This is a genomic window from Streptomyces sp. LUP30 (genome assembly GCF_001746365.1).
Taxonomy (GTDB): domain Bacteria; phylum Actinomycetota; class Actinomycetes; order Streptomycetales; family Streptomycetaceae; genus Streptomyces.
On the sequence record NZ_MJAJ01000021.1, the window covers coordinates 103,444 to 122,701 of the forward strand.

Consider the following 19,258-nt stretch of genomic DNA (forward strand, 5'->3'; position numbering starts at 1 on the left):
CCTTCCTCTACGGCGGTGACGCCGTTCAGCCGGCGGACGGCCGCTTCGCACCGGTGCGGTCGCGGCGGGCCAGCACCCGCTGCAGGTACGTGCGGCCGGGCGGAACACGGCGGCGCAGTGCGGCGCGGGCGGCGTTCGCCCCCGGCGCTCCGTGGACGCCGCCGCCGGGATGGGCGCCCGCGGAGGCCAGGAACAGTCCGCGCACGGCCGTCTCCGGGCGCCCGCTGCCGGCCAGCGGCCGGAAGAAGAGCTGCTGGTGGAGAGCGGTCGTGCCGCCGTTGATCGCGCCGCCGTGCAGGTTGGCGTCGAGGGACTGCAGCGTGGGCGGAGCCAGCACGCGCCGGGCCCGGATCAGGGCCCGGAAGCCGGGAGCGAACCGCTCCACCTGGCGTTCGACCCGGTCGGCCATCACCTCCTGCTCCCTCGCGTCCCAGACGCCCGTCAGTCGCTCGTCCCCGGCGTCGCCCGCGACCTCCTGCGGGACGTGGGTGTAGGCCCAGGCGGCCTCGGTGCCCGCGGGGGAGCGCACGGGGTCGGTCGTCGTCATCTGGCCGAAGAGCGCGAAGGGACGGTCGGGGACCTGGTGCATGGCGATCTGGGCGGCGAAGCGGGTGAGCTCGTCGAGCCCGTCCGCCAGGTGCACGGTTCCGGCCCGCCGGGCCGCCTCGGCCTGCCAGGGCACGGGTCCGTCCAGCGCCCAGTCGACCTTGAACGTGGCGAAGTCCCACTGGAACCGCTCCAGGTCGGCCGACACCTGGGCCGGCAGGTGCTCCGGCTCCAGCAGCGATCCGTACAGCGCCGGCACCGACACGTCGGCCAGCACGGCGCGCCGCGCGGCGACCGGCTCGCCGTCCGCGGTGCGCACCCCCACCGCCCGTCCGTCGCGGACCACGATCCGGTCCACCCGCTGCCCGCAGCGCAGGGTGCCGCCGCGTGAGCGCAGCCGTCGGACCAGGGCGTCCGTCAGGGCGCCGGAGCCGCCGGCCGGCGCGGGAAAGCCGTAGCTCTGTCCGAGCATCGACATCAGCCAGCCGAAACCGCCGCTGCCCGCGGCCTCGGGGGCGAGGTCGGCGTGCAGGGCGTTGCCGGCCAACAGCAGCCGGCCGCCCTCCCCCGCGAACTCCTCCTCGCCCAGCCGGCGCACCGGCAGGACGAGCGTACGGGCCATGCGCAGGCCGCCCGCTCCGCGCAGCCGGGCCGCCAGCCGGGCCGTCGCCCGCAGCGGCGGGAACGGCGTGAACAGCGCGTCGAGGATGTCCGGGCGCAACCGCTCCCACACCTCGTGCAGCCGGCGCCAGGCGTCCCCGTCGCCGGGCCGGAAGGCGTCCAGCGAGTCGGCCGTGACGGCGATCCTGCGGTCGAGGAGCGCGCAGCGGCCGTCGGTGAGGGGGTGGGCCAGCACGCTGGGCGCGTGGCTCCAGCGCAGGCCGTGCTCGTGCAGCCGCAGCCCGGACAGCACGGGGGAGGAGACGGCCAGCGGGTAGAACGAGCTGAACAGGTCGTTGACGAACGCGGGGTCGACCTCCCGGTTGTGCCGCACCGCGCCACCGGGCTCGGGCTGCTCTTCGACGACCTCCACGCTCCAGCCGGCGTCCACCAGGAGGTTCGCCGCGACCAGTCCGTTCGGTCCCGCGCCGATCACCACCGCGTCAGGCATCGCCACCTCCCCGGGCGGGCGGGAGCGCCGCGTCACTCGGGGTCGTTCCGGCCGGTCGATGCCGAACCGGTCGATGCGGAACAGCCACCCGTGCCTCCTGCGATCGCTGCGGACGAGGTGCGCCGAGTGCCCATATCGGCAGGCGTGAACCCTGCCGCGGTGTGCGGGGCGCGCTCCGGGGCAGGAGGCCACCCGTGGGGAGGTCGCGTTGTCAGTGCCGTGATGAAGGATGCCCCAGGTGAGATCAACTCCGGCTCAGCCGGGTAGGCGGTCTCATGTCCCCGTCCAGRAAAGGTCACCGCCGATGCCGCTCACCGCCGACCAGCCGCAGGTCCTCGAGGTACGCTCCGCCGCGCGCCGCCCGATGCGTGAGGAGTGGGCGGCACCCGTCACACCGGGCCCCGTCGTCGCGGTCGTGGCCGGCGTGCCCCGTCCCCGTGAGGCGCCGCGTCCCTCCCGGCGCGCCGCGTCGCCGCGTCCCGCCGCGCCGCCGCGCCGCCCGGGAACCGACGTGCTGCGCATCGTCTCCGACTCGCGCACGCCCGTGTTCGTCACCGAGCACGCCAATGGGCGCCGGGTGTACGGCTACTGGCGGCCGTTGGACGCCGAGGGCGGCCGCGGGGGCTGTTACGTGGCCCTGCCGGCCGCCGAGTGCGACGAGTTGTACGCGGCCGGCCGGATCACGCTCGGCGAGCCGGTCACCGACCCCGCCAAGACGACGTACCGGGTCCTGCCGGCGCGTACCGCGGCCGCGGCCGCTCGTCAGGCGTCCGCGCCCGCGCCCGTCGCCCCGACCGGGCTGCGGCGACGCGCGGCGCGAGCGGCCTGATCGGCCCGTTCGGGGGTAGCCGGACGCCCAGAAGGGATCGTCGCTCCGACGCGGACCCGGGCGACACCCAGGCAGACCATTCAGGCAATCACACAGACAGACGGCTGAGTCAGACCAGGGGAGGAGAACGATGAGCGTCATCCAGCGCATCAAGGACTTCAGCAGGAGCCCCCAGGGGCGGCGCACGATCGAGCAGGTACGCCGTACCGCTGCCGATCCGCGCCGTCGTGCCCAGGCACGCGGCCTGCTGGCACGGCTGCGCACCCGGCGCTGACCGCCTGGCCGGCTCTCACGACCTCGCGACCGGCGTCGCGACGAACCCGCCCGCCGCCCGCCGTCCTCCCGACGGCGGGCGGTCGGCTGTGAGCTGTGGTGGGCGGTCGGCTGTCGCAGCGAGTCGAACCCGGCCTTGGATCTCGTGCCGATGCCGGTGCTGCCGAAGCCTCTTTGCGTCAACTCTGCGTCAACGCCCTTGATGTCGAAGCCTCTTGAAAGGCCATCAGGGAGTGCAGGTGTCATCGCGTTCCTCCCCGACGGCGGCGACCGCCCGAACACCTACGACGAGGGTATGCGGGCGGCGACAGCCTCCGGCCACCGGCCAGGTTCAGCTCGTGCCTTCAGGAACCGGAGGGCTGCGGGCTGAAACAGGCCGTGACGGTCTTGCCGTGGGGGCACGGGTGAGCTTCCCAGCTGTCCGCCAGCGCGTCGACGAGGAACATGCCCCGGCCTCCGGTGCGGTCGGTGCTGGGGCTGCGGGGAGCGGGCAGCTCGGCCGACGCGTCGTGGACCGCGATGTGCAGACAGCGGCTGTCCCAGGTCAACACGAGCTGCGCGTCGCTGTGCGCGTGCCGGTGGGCGTTGGTCACCAGTTCCGAGACGGTCAACAGCACGGCGTCGACCGTCTCAGGAGCGGTGGTGGCCCAGCCCAGGGTGTCGAGGTGGGTCCGGGCCCAGTCGCGGGCCGTCTTCACCGTGGACTCCAGGGGCAGAGAGCGGGCCCATCCGACTGCCCGCAGCGCTGATCGATCCATTGCTGATCCCTCCGAGAAAGCGTCCACCGGCCCTCCGTCTACCCCGGGACGCCGAGGTGACGCCGCGCCCGCGGCGGTCCACCCGCAGGCGTGACGCCCCGTCCCCCCGACATCCCGCCGAGGTGTCCGCTCGCGGTCCTGCCGGGCATGGTGGAGACATGATCGTGCTCGCCCTGCTCTTCGCCGTCCTCGGGGCCGCCAGCAACGCGGTGGGCACGGCGTTCCAGCGCAAGGCCGCCTCCACCGTCCCCCGGGGCGGCGGCGTACAACTGCTGCGCGCCCTCGTGCGGCGGCCCGCCTGGTCCATCGGCATCGCCGGCGTCGTCGGCGCCGCGGTGTTCCAGGCGCTGGCCCTGGTCAACGGGCCCATGGCTCTCGTACAGCCCGTGTTCATCCTGGAGCTGCCGTTCGCCCTGCTGGTGGCGGCGCCCCTGCTGCACCGCCGGCTGTCGCCCGACGCCTGGCGGGCGGTCGCGGCGGCGGTGGCCGGCCTCGCCCTGCTGCTGACCTCGGCGGCCCCGCACGGAACCCGGCAGCAGGCGGCCATGGAGCGGTGGATCCCGGTCCTGGCGGTCGCCCTGGGCGCGATGACCGCGGCGGTCGCCCTCACCCGTTCCTCCTCCTCGCCGCTGTTCCGGGCCGCCGCGCTGGGCTCCGCCGCGGCGATCGGCAACGCCCTGACCGCCGCCCTGATGAAGTCGGCCACCGGGCGTCTCGCCGACGACGGGCTGCCCGCCTTCCTCACCGCCTGGCAGACCTACGGCTTCGCCCTCACCGGCGTCGCGGCGCTCCTGCTGCTGGAGAACGCGCTGCAAGCCGGTCCCCTCACCGCCTCGCAGCCGGCCCTGACCATCGGCGACGCCACGGTGAGCCTCCTGCTGGGCGTGGTCCTGTTCGAGGAGGAGATCCGGGCCGGGTGGTGGCTGCTGCCCGAAGGGATCGGCGTGCTCCTCATCCTGTGGGGAGTGGTGCGGCTGACCCGGGTGGTGCCCCACCTGTCCGACGTCGTCCACTGAGCACGGCGGCCCCCCGGTACCCGGTCACGCCTGTTCGGCCACGGCGTCCTTCTGCAGCTCCACCGCCGCCAGCAGGCTCAGCTTCTTCTCCGCCTGGCGCAGCGCCTTCACGGCCGCGATCGAGGACACGTCGCCCGTGAAGCCGACGGCGGCCAGCCGGGAGCGGACCCAGTCGGCGCGCAGCCGGGCCTCGGTGGTCGCCGCGGTGGCCCCGACCAGTGCGACGGCGCGCTCCAGGCCCGGGCGCTCCTCGGGGGAGGCGTCGGCCAGCGCCTCGCGCAGCGCCGCCGCGACCACGTCCGCGTCCCGGAGGACCAGGACGAAGTTGTGCTTCTTGTTGAGTCCCGTGATTCCTGTCATGAGGATCATCCTGGCTCTGAGTCCCGTGCCGGCCAAGCGACTTGAGGAGCATCAGAGCCTCCGTCCGGGTCGGGATGCGAGCCGGGCGCACGGCGGGGTAGGCGGGAGGGAGCAGAGACCGACGAAGGGAACGTCATGACGACCTACGTGATCACGGTGCCCGGCACCTTCACGGCCGGGATCGAGGACGAGGCGCGCATGCGGCTGAGCCAGGCCCTGCGCCCCGTCGATCCGCATCACACGCGGATGGGCGACGCGCAGGACCTCGACCCGCTCACCGTGAACGAGGACGACACCTTCACCATCCGGCTCGCCGTCGAAGCGGACAGCGTTCCCCATGCGGAGGAGGACGCCCGCAGGCTCGCGGACTCGGCCCTGCAGGCCGCGGGTCTCGACGGGAGCGAGGCGCCGCTCGGCCCGGCGGTGATCACCGGCATCGACTCCGAGATGTGAGCCGCTCCCGCGAGCCGCGGGCTCGCGGGAGCGGCTCGGGGTCAGCGGCCGCCGCCCCGCCCGTGTGTCAGGCGCTGCCACACCGCGCCCGCCATCGCCTGCTCGCCCTTGGCGTTGGGGTGCGCGGGGGCGGCGGGCGAGGCGGGCTGCAGCGGCTCGATCCACCGGACCGCCGGGGAGGTGCACATGTCGTGGCCGACGGTCGGACCGTAGGTGTCGACGTATTCGGCGCGGTTCCAACGGGCCACCAGGCGCAGCATCAGGTTGAGGCGCCTGCCGGTGTCCCTCAGGTAGGGGAAGTCGCCTGCCGCGAACGGCACCGACGGCGCGCAGCCGCTGCCGTCGTCGGGCAGCAGGTCGGGGTACCCGACCAGGAGGACCCGGGCCCGCGGAGCGCGCTCGTGCACGGCCCACAGCACCCGCGCGATCTTCGGCGCGGTCCTGGCGATCGTCACCGTGAGCTCGTCGACGCCGGACGTGCCGTAGTGACGCCGGCACGGATCGCCGGTCGGGTCCTGCGCGGCCACCTGCGCACAGGTGGCGATGATCGAGCCGAAGCCGATGTCGTTGCCGCCGATCTGGACGGTCACGAGGTCGCTGTCGCGGTTCACCGCGTCCAGCTGGGGGCCGTTGGCGCCCTGGGGCTTCCACATGTTCTCGGTGGTCGCCCCGCCACAGCTGACGTCCTTGAACGTGGTGGCGCGCAGCCGCGCGGCGACGAGGGACGGGTAGTTGTGGTCGGACCGGGCACAGCCGACGTCCACCTGCCGGGGGATGAAGGGCCCGGAGGTGTAGGAGTCGCCGAGCGCCGCGTAACGGGCCGCGCCGCCCGCCCCGTGCGCCGCGACCGGAGTGGCGGAGGCGGCCACGAGAGCGCAACCTCCGAGCGTGGCAAGGAGGGTGACGCCTCGTCGGCGACGACCGGCCGGTCTGCCCGTGCCTGTTTCGCGTTGCATCGAGTCTCTCCCCCTCGCAGCCCGTGGCCCGCCGGCGGCACCGTCCTCACGGTGTCGTGACGGTTCGACTGGGCTTGTATACCGTCCGGTCGGTCGCCGGTGCCAGACTCCGGAGCGAACCCGTTCGCCTCATGGAGAGAGAACCGACATGCCTGAGGGATGGCAGTGGGACAGAACCCTGTTCGCCGGAAGCGCGGCCTACTACGAGCGCGGCCGGCTTCCGTACGCGCCGGGCTTCGCCGAAGCGCTCGCCGCCGCTCTCGGTCTGGACGGCCGGGGCCGGCTCCTCGACGTGGGCTGCGGCCCGGGCGTCGTCCTGCTGCCCATGGCGCGCTTCTTCCACGAGGCGGTCGGCGTCGACCCCGACGAGGACATGCTCGCCGAGGCCGAGCGGCAGGCCGGCCGCCGAGGCCTGGGCAACATCCGCCTGGTGGCCGCGCGCGCCGAGGAACTGCCCGCGGGACTGGGCGAGTTCAGGGCCGTGGTGTTCGCCCAGTCCTTCCACTGGACGGACCGCGAGCGCGTGGCGGCGGCCGTGCTGCGGATGCTGGAGCCGGGCGGCGCCCTTGTCCACGTCAGCGAGCTCCACGATCCGCCCGCAGAGCCGCCGCCGTCGCCCGCGCCCCCCTACGAGGAGATGGCCGCCCTGGTTCGCCGCTACCTGGGCCCGGTGCGCCGGGCGGGGCAGGGCACGCTCGTCGACGGCACGCCGAACGGGGAGGGCCTCGTGATCGCCAGGGCCGGCTTCGAGCACTTCGATCGGCTCGTCGTGCCGGCCGGTGAAGTGGTCGAGCGCACCGCGGACGACCTGGTCGCCTGGACGTTCTCCCGGTCCGCCTCCGCGCCGCACCTGTTCGGCGACCGGCGCGAGGACTTCGAGCGGGACCTGCGGGCGCTGCTGGGGCGGGCCGCTCCCGAAGGCCGCTTCGCGGAACGTCTCCCGGCCACCGAGATCATGATATGGCGCAGGCCGGCGACCATGTGATCAGCGGCGTGCGCCCGAGCGGCTCTCCGGACCGCGGGGTCCTCCCGTTGCCGGAACCGCCGGACGCTCCGGACCGGGACACCGTGACCCGGCCGCACGGCCCGGCGGCAACGGAAGGCCGTCCGGCGCCGCCCGGCCGTTCCGCTCCCGGCGGGCGTGGACCGCCCGGTGCGGCCGAACCGGCAGACGCAACGGCCTTGGTGACGATCAGTCAGAGACGCACCGACAACGCCAATCCGCGTTCTACCCGACGCCCCGACGCCCCGACGCCCCGACGCCCCGACGCCCCGAAGCCCCGCCGACCGGCCGGTGACGGCGACGCCGCGGACATAATCCGCTTGACCCCGCCGCGGAGCGACGCTGCACTGTGCGGGGCGCACGAGTCGGGCGCCCGTGTCCCGGGGAGGCAGCGCCAGGCATGGAGATCCGTTCCACGACCGACCAGGACCTCGACGTCTTCGTCGACACGCTCCATGCCGCCTTCGGGCGCTTCCCGGAAACCCCCACCGGGGACGGCGGGCTCTGGTGGTCGGCGTTCGAGATGGACCGCGGCCTGCTCGCCCTCACCGAGGACGGGCGGCCCGTCGGCACCGCCGGGGCGTACTCCTTCGAGCTCACCCTGCCCGGTGAGACCGTCGCCCCCTGCTCAGGAGTGACCGCCGTCGGCGTTCTGCCCACGCACCGACGCCGTGGCGTGCTCAGCGCCATGATGCGGCGGCAGCTCGCCGAGTTGCGGGCGCGCGGGGAGTACCTCTCCGTCCTGCTGGCCTCCGAGGCCCTGATCTACCGCAGGTTCGGCTACGGGCCGGCGACCTACACCCAGCGGCTCACGGTGCCGCGCCACCGGGGCGCCCTGGCCCTGACCCAGGGCGCGGCGGCCGCGGCGGACACCGGCGCCGTCGAGCTGCTGCCGCGTGCCGAGTGCGTCGAGATCCTGGAAGAGGTCTACGACCGCTACCGCCGCGCCCAGCCCGGCGCGCTGTCCCGGCCGCACCGCTGGTGGGCCGTCGGCGCCGGGCAGCCCCCGATCTCTCCGGCGCCGCGCTACGTCGCGGTCCACCGCGACGTAGCCGGCGTCCCCGACGGGTACGCCTCCTATGCGATCGGCGAGTCGGAAACCCTCACCGTCGACGAGACCGTCGCCGCCGCCGACGCCGTCTTCACGGCCCTGGTCCGGTTCGTGCTCGGGCACGACCTGGTCGACGAGGTCGTGATCAAGCACTTCCCGCCCGGGCATCCGCTGCGCTGGCAGTTCGCGGACTTCCGCGCCGGGCAGGTGAGCGGCGACACCGACTGGCTCTGGGTGCGACTGCTCGACGTACCCCGTGCGCTGACCGCACGCGGCTGGTTCTGCGACGGCGAACTCGTCCTCGACGTCGACGACCCGTTCCTCGACGAGCGCGGCCGCTACCTGCTGACCGTCCGGGACGGCAAGGCCGACTGCGTCCGGACGGACCGGGAACCCGACCTGTCCCTGGACGTGAGCGATCTGGGCTCCGTCTACCTCGGCGGCACCGACCCGAGCACCCTCGTGCGCGCCGGGCGCATCCGGGCCCACCGGCCGGACGCGGCCGCCCTCGCCGACGCCCTCTTCCGCTCCGACCGTTCCCCGCACTGCCTGCACTGGTTCTGACGGCGGGCGCGACCCGTCCGGCGGCAGGCGCGCGCCGCGCCTGCGCGCAGGTCAGGGGAGACGGGGCAGGACGTCCCGGGCCGAGTGACTGAGGAGGCGGAGGTTGTGGGTGAACCGTTCGAAATCCTCGGCGGGCAGCGGCGCGACGAAGTACCGCCGGATGTTCTCCAGGTGCACCTGAGCGGCCCGGACGGTCGTCTCCTCGCCCAGCGGAGTGAGCCGCACCAGCTTGGCGCGCCGGTCGTCGGGGGAGTCCGCGCGGCTCACGAGTCCGGCCGCCGCCATGCGGTCCACGAGCCGGGTGGCGCCGCCCGTGGTCAGCACCTGTTCCTGGGCGATGGCCCGCATCGAGAGGCCCGGCGCGCCCGCCCGGCCGAGGATCAGCAGCACCTCGAACATCAGATGGCTGATTCCGCACTCCTCTTCCAGCGCTCGCCCCAGGATGTACTCCAGCCGGTTGGCCGCCCCCTGCAGACGTCCGAACGCCAGAACCAGCTCGTGGCCGGCGGCCTCCTTCGCCGTCCCGATCTCCGCCTGCTCGCTCACGGTCTCCCCGCCCCTTTCACCGTCCCGGGTATCACCGTACCGATCATGCCCGGGAGACGCGGGGGGACGTCGGGCAGGGCGTCGCCGTCGCCGTCGCGCCGGGCGGCAGCGCGGCCTCGGTCCGGGCTTCCAGGGCGCGCAGCACGGCCGCCATGTCCTCGCCGCCGTGTCCCTGGGCCACGGTCTCGCCGTACAGGGCGTGGCAGACGTCGAGGAGCGGCGAGGCGAGACCCGCCTCGCGGGCGGCGTCCGCGATGAGACGGTTGTTCTTCAGGACGTCCGCGGCGGCCGCCTGCACGCTGAAGTCGCGCTCCAGCAGCTTGGGCCCCTTGACCCGCGATACGGCGCTGGCCATCGGGCCCGCGTCCAGCACGTCGCGCAGCAGACGTTGGTCGAGCCCGTGCCGCTCGGCGAAATGGAACGCCTCGGCCAGCCCGGTGACCAGGGTGATCAGGAACAGGTTCACCGAGAACTTCATCAGCAGCGCGCCCGGCACCCCACCGCAGTCGAAGGTCTCCCGGCACAGGGGGGCGAGCAGCGGCCGCACGGCCGCCACGGCGTCGTCGTCGCCCGCGAGCATCCCGACCAGTTCACCCCGCTCGGCCGGGACGCGGGACCCGGAGACCGGGGCCTCGACGTAGCGGCCGCCGGCCGCCCGGAGGTCCGTCTGAAGACCGGCCGAGTACTCGGCGGACGTGGTGCCCATGTGGACGACGGTGTGCCCGGCGACGCGGGAGGGGAAGGCGGGGGAGCCGCGCCCGAGTACGTCGTCGATCGCCGTCTCGTCCGCCAGCATGAGGATCACGGTCCCGGCCCGGTCGAAGACCGCGCCGGGGCTCGGCGCGACCTCGGCCCCCAGGGCGCGCAGCGGCTCGCACCGGCCGGGGGTGCGGTTCCCCACGACGAGAGGCGTTCCGGCGCGGGCGAGATTGGCGGCCATGGGCTGACCCATGACCCCGAGTCCGATGAATCCGACGTGCACGACGCACCGCCCTTCCCGGCTCACGCGCGTTTGCGGCTCACGTCGGGCGACCGAACCGCCGCGGTCGCCGACACGGCACCGACTATGACGGCGGTCATAGTAGTGCACTCTATGACCGCCGTCATAGAGTGGACCGGGTCCGGAGGTGTCACGGAACGGTGGGCGGAGGTCGACGATGGCGGTGTCCGAGCGGGGACCGCGCGAGCGGATGGTGTTCAGCGCCGCCCAGCTGATCCGGCGCGACGGGGTCGCCGCCACCGGCATGCGCGAGGTCGCCGCCCACGCGGGCGCGCCGCGCGGCTCGCTCCAGCACTACTTTCCCGGCGGCAAGGAACAGCTGGTCAACGAGGCGGTGGGCTGGGCGGGCCGGTACGCGGGCAACCGCGTCGCCCGCTTCCTCGCCGCGTTGTCCGAGCCGACGCCGGCCGCCCTGTTCGCCGCGATGGTGCGGCAGTGGACCGACGAGTACGAGGCCGCCGGCTTCGGGGGAGGCTGCCCGGTGGCCGCCGCCACCGTGGACTGCGCGCAGTCCGCCGTCTCCACGCGGGAGGCGACGGCCGCCGCGTTCGCCGCCTGGACCGCGCCGGTTGCCCGTGCGCTGACGGACCTGGGCGTGCCCGAGGAGCGGGCGGGCGCACTCGCCACGCTCATGATCAGCGCACTGGAGGGGGCCATCCTCATCGCCCGCGCCGAGCGCGACGTCCGCGCCCTCACGACGGTGGCCGACGAACTGGGCCCGCTCCTCGACGCGGCGGTGTCCGAGCGCCCCTGACCGGCCGCCCTACAGCGCGGCCACGAACTTGCCCAACCGGGCCAGCCCCTCGCGCAGTTCGTCGGCCGACGCCGCGTACGAGAGGCGGACGTGCGTCTGCGCCGAGTGCACGCCGAAGTCCCGGCCCGGAGTCAGGGCGACGTGCGCCTCCTGCAGGGCTCGTTCGCAGAACTGCCACGAGGTGAGCCCGGTGCCGCTGACGTCGAAGTAGACGTAGAAGGCGCCGTCGGGCGGGACGGGCACCGGCAGACCGATCCGCGCCAGACCGTCGAGGACCAGCGCCCGGCGTTCCGCGAACTCGGCGCGGCGGCCCTCGCACACCGCGAGGGACTCGGCGGAGAAGCAGGCCAGAGCGGCATGCTGGGCGGGAGCGGACGCGCAGAGGAAGTAGTTCTGCGCCAGGCGCTCCATCGCGGGCACGAGCCCTTCGGGGACGACGCACCAGCCCAGCCGCCAGCCCGTCATGCCGAAGTACTTCGAGAAGCTGTTGACGACGACGGCGTCCGGGTCGAACGACAGCGCGCTGCGCGGGGGCCGGCCCCGTGTGTCGTGGTCGGCGAGTTCCAGGTAGATCTCGTCGACGAGGCGCCAAGCGCCGCGCTCCCGGGCGAAGTCGCAGATCGCCGCGAGTTCGCCGGCCGGAACCGACGTGCCCGTGGGGTTGGACGGGGTGGCGACCATGATGCCACGCGTGTCGTCCGTCCAACTCGCCCGCACCGAAGCGGCGTCCAGCTGGAACCGGCTCTCGGCCGTGGCGGGCACCAGGGTGACCCGGGCGCCGAAGCTCTCCGCGATCTGCCGGTTGCAGGGGTACGACGGATCGCCGATGAGCACCTCGTCGCCGGGATCGACCAGCGCGGCGGCGGTCAGCACCAGTGCGGCCGACGCCCCCGCGGTGATCACGATCCGGGCCGGATCGACCTCGACCTCGTGCCGCTCCGCGTAGAACCGGGCGATCGCCCTGCGCAGCGCGGGCAGCCCGAGGGCCTCGGTGTAGGCCATGGGCCGCCCGTCCATGGCCTCGCGCATCGCGTTGAGAACGGCGGGCGGCGCGCCGAAGTCGGGTTCGCCGAGGCTGAGTTTGACGACGTGACGTCCCTGCGCCTCCAGCGCGGCCGCCTGCTTGCCGAACTCCATCGCGTAGAACGGAGCGACGGCTCGGGCCCGTTGCGAGATCCGTGGGGCGCTCATGCCGCGGCCTCCGGCTCTGTTCCCTGCTGCGTCCGCTCTCGCACGGTTCTCCTTCGGCTCGGGCCTGTGGCTCAGCCGATTATCGACGGCGGGGCGCAGCGTTCGTCACCAGGCCCGGTTCGATCCGCCGGCTCCCTGCGGGCCGCTCCCCTCCGCGGCGGGCGGGATGTTCTGGTTGGCGTGGAAGAAGTTGTCCGGGTCGTAGGCGCGTTTGATCTCGGCCAGCCGGTCGTAGTGTCCGCGATAGGTGGTCCGGACCCGCTCCGGGGTCTCCTGCGCGCCCAGGAAGTTGACGTAGGAACCGCCCATGGAATGCCCGTGCAGGTCGGCCCAGTAGTCGACGCACCACTGCCGGACCAGGTCGGCGTTGGCCGGGTCGGGGTCGATCCCCCCGATCACACAGGACCACACGGCGTCCCGGTAGGCCCAGGCCGTGTCGTCGCGCCCGACCCGGTGCGCCGCCCCGTCCACCGGGTACAGGTGCATCGTCGACAGGTCGGTGGGCAGCCCCTCGCCGTACCGTCCGTGCACCTCGATCGCCCCGTCGGAGATCGAGTCGAAGAAGTCCCCGCGCCAGTACCACTGCAGTCCCGCGGGGATCAGCTCGTCGAACATGCTCTGGAGCGCCGGGTACGGCATCGGCGCGGTGAAGTGGAAGGCCGGGGGCGCCGGATCGTTCACCACGCCGAGCACCTCCTCCAGCCGTCCGGCCGACAGGTCTCCGGTGTAGCACCACACGACGGCGCACATCTTGTGCCCGTGGATCGGCTCCGGGAACGGCGGGCCGGGCGGCACCGCCAGCACCGCGAAGAAGCCGCTGAGTTCGTCCGGCGCGGCGGGCAGCAATTCCCGGTACCAGCGCAGCACCTCCGCGGTGCGGTCGACCGGCCACAGCGTCACCGCGACGCCCACCGTGTCCACGGGATGCAGCTGGAACGTGAACGACGTGACCACGCCGAAGTTGCCGCCGCCGCCCCGCAGCGCCCAGAAGAGATCGGGGTGCTCCTTCTCGGAGGCCGTGACGAACGTGCCGTCGGCGAGGACGACGTCGGCCGACAGCAGGCTGTCGATGGTCAGTCCGTGCCTGCGGGTCAGATGGCCGTGGCCGCCGCCCAGCGTCAGACCGCCGACGCCGGTGGTCGACATGATGCCGGCCGGCACGGCCAGACCGAAGGCGTGGGCGGCGTGGTCGAGGTCGCCCAGCTGACTGCCGCCTCCCACCTGCGCGGTCCCGGCCTCCGGGTCGACCCGCACCCAGCGCATCGGCGACAGGTCCAGCGTGATCCCGTCGTCGATCAGGCACAGTCCCGGTCCGCTGTGGCCGCCGCCGCGCACCGCGAGGTCCGTCCCGGTGTCCTGCGCGAAGGACAGCGTGGCCCGCACGTCCCCGGCGTCCACACACCGGGCCACGGCGGCCGGACGCCGGTCGATCATCGCGTTGTAGACGGTGCGGGCCTCGTCGTACCCCGCGTCCCCGGGCGCGAGGACCGGCCCCCGCAGTGCCTCACGCAGACTTTCCAGCGCCGCTCCGTTGTCGCCGCCCATGTCGAACACCTCTGTGACGATGGTGGTCGCGCACGGACGTCCACGCGATGTCCGGGAGGGTCTCGGCGAGCGGCGCGGGCATCCATGCGCACCTCGGACTGTTGCCGACGGCCGAGGCCGGGGCCTTCGCCGCCAGCTTCAGTGTCCGTCCGGCCTGCGGCCTCCGCATGTCGGTGAGCGCTCCGGGGGTGCGGAACGTCACCGGGCGTCGGCGGGGCCGAGGCAGAGCACCGGCACCCGCTGGACGACGTTGTTGGCGAACCCGCCCCGGTTCCAGGGCTGTTCCAGCGGCTGGGTGTTCCCCGCCCCGTCATGGGCACGGGCGCTCAGGACATGGGCGCCGGGGGTCGCGGACCACGCGAAGGTCCAGCCGCGCCACGCCCAGCGCCGGCCGCGGTCCGGTTCGAGTCCGGCCGCGTCCCAGGTCACCCCGCCGTCCGTGCTGACCTCGACCGACGCCAGCGGGGCGCGTCCCGACCAGGCCCGTCCCGCCAGCGGGACCGATCCCGCCTCCACCACCCGGGTGCGGGACATGAAGTCGGGGAAGCCGGGCGGGATCAGCAGCGCCCGGGGAGCGATCAGGGTGACCGGCTCGCCCGCTTCCTCGGGCGTCTGCCTGAGCCGGTAGGCGACGGACTGCTGGAAACCCGTGAAGGGGGAGTCGACCACCTCGACGTCCCGCAGCCACTTCACCTGCGCCATGCCGTACCAGCCGGGCACCACCAGACGCAGCGGGCTGCCGTGCTGCGGCGGCAGTGGCGCGCCGTTCATCGCGTAGGCCACCAGGACCTCCGGGTCGTCGCCCATGGCCACGCCGACCGGAAGGGCGCGCCGGTAGTCCTGCTCGACACCGCGCTCCACGCCGTGGTCCGCGCCCGTGAACACGACGTCGACGGCGTCGGACGCGACCCCGGCCTCGTCGAGGAGCAGACGCAGCGGCACCCCGGTCCAGTCCGCGGTGCCCACCGCCTCGACCAGCCACGGCTGACTCACCGGCCTCGGCGACAGCAGGGCCCTGCCGTTGCCCGCGCACTCCATCGTCGTACGGACGACGACCGCGGGACGGGCGCGCAGCCGCGCGGGGGAGAGGCTGAGCGCGCGGCGCACCCTACCGCCCACCGTCAGCCGCCAGGAGTCGTCGTCCGGCACGGCGGGGATGTCGTAGTGGGTCAGCACATAGTGCAGACCGGGCGGTGTGACGTCGTAGCGCAGGGCCTCCAGCGGCAGCGCGTGATTGCGCGCGGCCAGCGCCAACTCGTCCTGTCCGAGGCCTTCGCCCGCCGCGGCCAGCCGGGCGGGCCCGCTCACGTCGGCGAGTCGACGCCTCATGCCCCGATTCTCCTCCTCACCGGAGGGCCGTGCACACGGCGGCCGACGCCGGTCCGCGGCGACCTGCCCTTCAGAGGCTAGCCGCGTGGTCGGGGACGTAGGTCTGCAGATCCCGCGGCGGGCGCTCGTAGCCGGTCGACGACGGCCGCTCCGGGAGTTCCAGCACGGGCGGCGGCACCTCGCGGTACGGCACGGACGACAGCAGATGGGCGATCATGTTCAGCCGCGCCCGGCGCTTGTCGTCGCTCTCGACGACGTGCCAGGGCGCCTCGGAGACGTCGGTGTGCACCATCATCTCGTCCTTGGCCCGGGAGTACGCCTCCCAATGGGTGATCGACTCCAGGTCCATCGGCGAGAGCTTCCAGCGCCGCAGCGGGTCCTCCAGCCTGCGCCGGAAGCGGTCCTGCTGCTCGGTGTCGCTCACCGAGAACCAGTACTTGCGCAGCAGCACCCCGTCCTCGACCAGCATGCGCTCGAAGATCGGGCACTGACGCAGGAAGAGCTGGTGCTCCTCCTTCGTGCAGAAGCCCATCACATGCTCGACACCGGCGCGGTTGTACCAGGACCGGTCGAACAGCACGATCTCCCCGGCCGCCGGCAGGTGCTCGACGTACCGCTGGAAATACCACTGGGTGCGCTCACGCTCGGTCGGCTTCGGCAGCGCCGCGATCCGTGCCACACGAGGGTTGAGATGCTCGGCGACCCGCTTGATGGTGCCGCCCTTGCCGGCCGCGTCCCGCCCCTCGAACACGATCACCATCCGGGTGCCCGACGCCCGCACCCATTCCTGCAGCTTCACCAACTCCGTCTGCAGCCGCAGCAGTTCCTTCTCGTAGCTTTTGCGCGGCAGAGTCGCCGCCTTCTTGCCGGCCATGCCGCCTCCACCGTCCGATGACCCTCACGCCGCCGACTTCCGGAGTTCCCGCCCTGTCCGAGCTCGAACACCGGGACGCCACCGTACTGACCGGCGACGAGTCGCGCATCCTCGCGCGCCGGGAAGCCGACCCCGCTCCGCCGTGTCCTGGGACGGTCCCCGTCCTCCCCACCGCCCGCCCTGTTGCTCACGAGGGACGGGCGCGGCCCGGCGGGGTCATGACCCAGCGGATGGCGCGGGTCAGGACCTGCCCGGTCGGGCGCACGGCCAGGCCTTCGACGACCGGCACCCGGGGCAGCCACAGCATGCCGCGGGCCCACGGCGGGAGCAGGGCGACGGCGTTCGCGGCCAGCCCGCCGTAGAAGGGCCGCACGGCGATCGGCACAGGGGGCCGGAGCAGCAGGAAACGGGCCGTGGACCGCGCCTCGGGCGTGGCGCGGAGTTCGGGCCGGTACGCGGTCAGACGCTCGGCCAGCTCGCGGCGGTCGCGCGGCGGGTCGCTCACTCCCAGCGCCTCGGCGACCCGCGCGGTGTCGGCCACGTAGGCGTCGTAGCCGGCGGCGTCCAGCGGAGCGGCTCCGAAGCGTTCGTGGGCGCGCAGAAAGCTGTCCGTCTCGGCGGCGTGCACCCAGCCGAGCAGACGGGGATCGGCCGCGTGGTACGGCACGCCCTCGGCCGTCGTCCCGCGGATCCGGTCGTGGATGGCGCGGACGTGGTCGACCGCGCGCTGCGCGTCGTCGGCGGTGCCGTACGTGGTCACGGCCAGGAAGGTGCTGGTGCGCTGGAGCCGCCCCCACGGGTCGCCCCTGAAACCGGAGTGCCCCGCGACCGCCGCCATGGCCAGCGGATGCAGGGACTGCAGCAGCAGCGCGCTCAGACCTCCGATGAACATCGAGGCGTCGCCGTGGACGATGCGGACAGGGCGGTCCGGTCCGAACCACCGCGGGCCCGGGGTCTCATGGATGCGGGCGCGGTTCGCCGGCCCGTCGGGTCCGGCGACGCGCTGGAACAGGGCCTGTCCCAACTGGTTGCGGACGGTGGTCAGCACGGTCGGCCTCCCCTCTCCTGGTGTCCGGTCCCCATGCTGTCCAGTGTCCGTGATGCCCGCCCGGATCCGGGCGGCCGCGCGGCCCGCCGGTGGCCTCGGGCTCCGGCCGGGTGCAGGGCGTCGGCCGAGAGGCCGTGCCCACCGCGCGGCCACCTGCGAGGCGACCTTCAGGAGGCCGGCCGCCGGGGGCCCCGGCGCTGGTCACCGCTGTGCCGGCGCAGCGCCTCGGCGTGGCGGGCTACGTCGTCCACTCGGGCCGCGAGGTCGGGGTGGTCGGACGCGAGATAGGTCCGCGTGCCCGTCAGGGGGCCGACGAGGGCCGCGGCGTCGTCGTCGGCGAGAGCGGTGCTGAGCTCGACCAGCGGGGTCCGCGCGGCGGCGGGGAGGTCGCCGAGCGCGGTGATCTGGCCGGCGAGCCCGCGCAGGTCCGCCGCGTTGGCGCGGGCCCAGGCGGTGACGGTGCGGTCGGCGGCGCGGCGGTCGCGGGTGGCCTGTACCCGCTGCTCGCTCGTGGACCCGGGGTTTCCGGGGCGTACGCGCAGGTAGCGGCGTTCGGCGGCCTGCCGGCTGGAGACGCCGAGCGGCTGGGCGAGGTCCGCCCAGCTGGCCCCCGCCTCCCGGGCCTCTTCGATCAGCCCCGGTTCCCATGCCGCGAGCTGGTCGCGCACCTCGCGCAGCATCAGCAGCGCGGCGAGCGCCTGCTCCGAGCCGGTCGGGGCGGCGTCCGGCCGCTCCGCGCCCGGCTGCCCGCCGTCCGACGACGTCCGGGCGGTGCGCAGGGCCTCGTGGATCGTGTGGAGCGCCGCGGCGGCCAGGAACGACGTCGGGGTGAGGTCGCGGGCGCGGGCGGGCTGATCGTCGGCGGTCATGGGGCCTCCAGCGCTTTGTCATCGCGTCGCTTTGTCATCGTGTCGATGACATTCGACTTGTCATCACTTCGATGACATGTTACAACGATGACAGGTGAACCGCATTGGCAGCTACGTGCCTGACCCGAACACTGGAGGTGTCTCCCGATGTTGATGCGCACCGACCCGTTCCGTGAGCTCGACCGCCTCACCCAGCAGCTCCTGCACACGCCCGGTACCTGGTCGCGGCCGTCGGCGATGCCGATGGACGCCTACCGCGAGGGCGAGGAGTACGTCATCGCCCTGGACCTGCCCGGCGTCTCGCCGGACGCGATCGACGTCGACGTCGAACGGAACATGCTGACCGTCAAGGCCGAGCGTCGGCCCGTCACCAAGGCGGACGACGTGCAGATGGAGCTCTCCGAGCGGCCCCTGGGCGTCTTCTCCCGGCAGGTCGTGCTGGCCGACACCCTGGACACCGAGCGCATCCAGGCGGACTACGACGCCGGTGTGCTCACCCTGCGGATCCCGATCGCCGAGCGCGCCAAGCCCCGCAAGGTCGCCATCGGCGGCGGCTCCGCGCACCGGGAGATCAGCGGCTGAGCGGATCCCGCAGGCAGCACCGCCCCCACCCTCACCCCTCACCATGAGCGACGTCGGCGGTCGGTCGGCGAGCCCCGGCCGCCGGCGCGCGCACCGGACGAGAAAGGCAACCGCGTCACCGATGTTCTCGCTGCAGGAACGCCCCTCCGCTGTCGGCATGACGTTCGAAGAGATGCTGGAAAGAGTGCGGTACGAGGGCGCGTATCCGACCCGTGCCCGGGCCGAGGAGTCCGTGCACGCCGTACTGGCCGCCCTCGGACGGCAGATCTCCGGCGACGAGCGCGTGGAACTCGCGGCGCGGCTGCCGCAGCAGGCCGCCCGCACCTTCACCGCCGAGATCCCCGCCACGGAGAGCCTCACGGGCTGGGGCTTCGTCAAGGACCTGGCGTCACGCACCGGCGGCACGGCCGCCACCACCCGCTGGGACGCCGGCACGGTCCTCCGCGTCGTGGCGCAGCTCGCCGGCGAGGAGCTCCTCAGCCGGATCCTCGCCCGACTCCCCTCCGGCTACGCCCTGTTGTTCGGACGCGCCGAGCTCGTCCAGGCGGCCTGAAGCGAGGGGAAGGGCGGCGCGGCGGGGCCGCGAGGACGTCCCTGCCG

Annotated in this window: 21 protein-coding genes; 9 read left to right on the forward strand and 12 right to left on the reverse strand. The window is 73.8% G+C overall.

The features are described 5' to 3' along the window. Positions 1-25: 25 nt before the first annotated feature. Positions 26-1,657 (reverse strand): NAD(P)/FAD-dependent oxidoreductase, encoded by a 1,632-nt coding sequence (locus BG482_RS19275; protein WP_069770312.1) that lies wholly within the window; start codon positions 1,655-1,657, stop codon positions 26-28. Positions 1,658-1,961: 304 nt separating this feature from the next. Between BG482_RS19275 and BG482_RS45275 the strand changes: the two genes are divergently transcribed. Both BG482_RS45275 and BG482_RS44025 read left to right on the forward strand, forming a co-directional pair. After that, positions 1,962-2,486 (forward strand): hypothetical protein, encoded by a 525-nt coding sequence (locus BG482_RS45275; protein ID WP_079141920.1) that lies wholly within the window; start codon positions 1,962-1,964, stop codon positions 2,484-2,486. 130 nt (positions 2,487-2,616) lie between these two features. Further along, positions 2,617-2,760: a hypothetical protein gene (locus tag BG482_RS44025; protein WP_167467611.1), complete on the forward strand. Its 144-nt coding sequence runs from the start codon at positions 2,617-2,619 to the stop codon at positions 2,758-2,760. A gap of 343 nt (positions 2,761-3,103) precedes the next feature. Here the strand turns inward: BG482_RS44025 and BG482_RS19285 are convergent, their stop codons facing one another. Beyond that, positions 3,104-3,517: an ATP-binding protein gene (locus BG482_RS19285; protein WP_069770313.1), complete on the reverse strand. Its 414-nt coding sequence runs from the start codon at positions 3,515-3,517 to the stop codon at positions 3,104-3,106. 158 nt (positions 3,518-3,675) lie between these two features. Between BG482_RS19285 and BG482_RS19290 the strand changes: the two genes are divergently transcribed. Continuing rightward, complete coding sequence (locus BG482_RS19290) at positions 3,676-4,533, forward strand: DMT family transporter (protein ID WP_069770314.1); 858 nt, start codon at positions 3,676-3,678, stop codon at positions 4,531-4,533. Positions 4,534-4,557: 24 nt separating this feature from the next. Here BG482_RS19290 and BG482_RS19295 read toward each other — a convergent pair whose 3' ends face one another. After that, entirely contained in the window at positions 4,558-4,893 is a 336-nt protein-coding gene (locus BG482_RS19295) for a hypothetical protein (RefSeq protein ID WP_069770351.1), read from the reverse strand. Positions 4,894-5,028: 135 nt separating this feature from the next. Here BG482_RS19295 and BG482_RS19300 point away from each other — a divergent pair, with 135 nt between their 5' ends. Continuing rightward, positions 5,029-5,346, forward strand: a complete 318-nt coding sequence (locus BG482_RS19300; protein WP_069770315.1) for a hypothetical protein — start codon at positions 5,029-5,031, stop codon at positions 5,344-5,346. A gap of 41 nt (positions 5,347-5,387) precedes the next feature. Here the strand turns inward: BG482_RS19300 and BG482_RS19305 are convergent, their stop codons facing one another. Further along, positions 5,388-6,302, reverse strand: coding sequence for an SGNH/GDSL hydrolase family protein (locus BG482_RS19305; RefSeq protein WP_069770316.1), 915 nt, complete (start codon positions 6,300-6,302; stop codon positions 5,388-5,390). A gap of 148 nt (positions 6,303-6,450) precedes the next feature. Here BG482_RS19305 and BG482_RS19310 point away from each other — a divergent pair, with 148 nt between their 5' ends. Both BG482_RS19310 and BG482_RS19315 read left to right on the forward strand, forming a co-directional pair. After that, on the forward strand, positions 6,451-7,287 hold the full coding sequence (locus BG482_RS19310; RefSeq protein WP_069770317.1) for a class I SAM-dependent methyltransferase: 837 nt from the start codon (positions 6,451-6,453) through the stop codon (positions 7,285-7,287). A 418-nt stretch (positions 7,288-7,705) separates the two neighbouring features. Next, complete coding sequence (locus BG482_RS19315) at positions 7,706-8,920, forward strand: GNAT family N-acetyltransferase (RefSeq protein ID WP_069770318.1); 1,215 nt, start codon at positions 7,706-7,708, stop codon at positions 8,918-8,920. A gap of 51 nt (positions 8,921-8,971) precedes the next feature. Here the strand turns inward: BG482_RS19315 and BG482_RS19320 are convergent, their stop codons facing one another. Further along, a complete protein-coding gene (locus tag BG482_RS19320; RefSeq protein WP_069770319.1) occupies positions 8,972-9,466 on the reverse strand; it encodes a MarR family winged helix-turn-helix transcriptional regulator in 495 nt (164 codons plus the stop codon). A gap of 43 nt (positions 9,467-9,509) precedes the next feature. Continuing rightward, positions 9,510-10,448 (reverse strand): NAD(P)-dependent oxidoreductase, encoded by a 939-nt coding sequence (locus tag BG482_RS19325; protein WP_069770320.1) that lies wholly within the window; start codon positions 10,446-10,448, stop codon positions 9,510-9,512. Between the two features lie 175 nt (positions 10,449-10,623). Here BG482_RS19325 and BG482_RS19330 point away from each other — a divergent pair, with 175 nt between their 5' ends. Next, positions 10,624-11,220 (forward strand): TetR/AcrR family transcriptional regulator, encoded by a 597-nt coding sequence (locus BG482_RS19330; RefSeq protein WP_069770321.1) that lies wholly within the window; start codon positions 10,624-10,626, stop codon positions 11,218-11,220. 9 nt (positions 11,221-11,229) lie between these two features. On the opposite strand, the gene BG482_RS19335 is transcribed toward BG482_RS19330, so the two are convergent. From BG482_RS19335 to BG482_RS19360, 6 genes are all read right to left on the reverse strand, one after another. Beyond that, entirely contained in the window at positions 11,230-12,411 is a 1,182-nt protein-coding gene (locus tag BG482_RS19335) for a pyridoxal phosphate-dependent aminotransferase (protein WP_069770322.1), read from the reverse strand. A gap of 105 nt (positions 12,412-12,516) precedes the next feature. After that, positions 12,517-13,956, reverse strand: coding sequence for an FAD-binding oxidoreductase (locus BG482_RS19340; protein WP_069770352.1), 1,440 nt, complete (start codon positions 13,954-13,956; stop codon positions 12,517-12,519). A 198-nt stretch (positions 13,957-14,154) separates the two neighbouring features. After that, the gene (locus BG482_RS19345) at positions 14,155-15,285 is read right to left on the reverse strand and encodes a sulfite oxidase (protein ID WP_069770323.1); all 1,131 of its coding nucleotides are present in this window, start codon (positions 15,283-15,285) and stop codon (positions 14,155-14,157) included. A gap of 70 nt (positions 15,286-15,355) precedes the next feature. After that, positions 15,356-16,159: a polyphosphate kinase 2 gene (ppk2, locus tag BG482_RS19350; protein WP_069770324.1), complete on the reverse strand. Its 804-nt coding sequence runs from the start codon at positions 16,157-16,159 to the stop codon at positions 15,356-15,358. Between the two features lie 187 nt (positions 16,160-16,346). After that, positions 16,347-17,207: an oxygenase MpaB family protein gene (locus BG482_RS19355; RefSeq protein ID WP_069770325.1), complete on the reverse strand. Its 861-nt coding sequence runs from the start codon at positions 17,205-17,207 to the stop codon at positions 16,347-16,349. Positions 17,208-17,374: 167 nt separating this feature from the next. Then, positions 17,375-18,076, reverse strand: a complete 702-nt coding sequence (locus BG482_RS19360; protein WP_069770326.1) for a type III effector protein — start codon at positions 18,074-18,076, stop codon at positions 17,375-17,377. Positions 18,077-18,223: 147 nt separating this feature from the next. Here BG482_RS19360 and BG482_RS19365 point away from each other — a divergent pair, with 147 nt between their 5' ends. Both BG482_RS19365 and BG482_RS19370 read left to right on the forward strand, forming a co-directional pair. Then, positions 18,224-18,658 carry an Hsp20/alpha crystallin family protein gene (locus tag BG482_RS19365; protein ID WP_069770327.1) on the forward strand — a complete coding sequence of 145 codons (435 nt, stop codon included), beginning with the start codon at positions 18,224-18,226 and terminating at the stop codon, positions 18,656-18,658. Positions 18,659-18,815: 157 nt separating this feature from the next. After that, positions 18,816-19,211, forward strand: a complete 396-nt coding sequence (locus tag BG482_RS19370) for a DUF2267 domain-containing protein (protein ID WP_107450638.1) — start codon at positions 18,816-18,818, stop codon at positions 19,209-19,211. Positions 19,212-19,258: the final 47 nt, after the last annotated feature.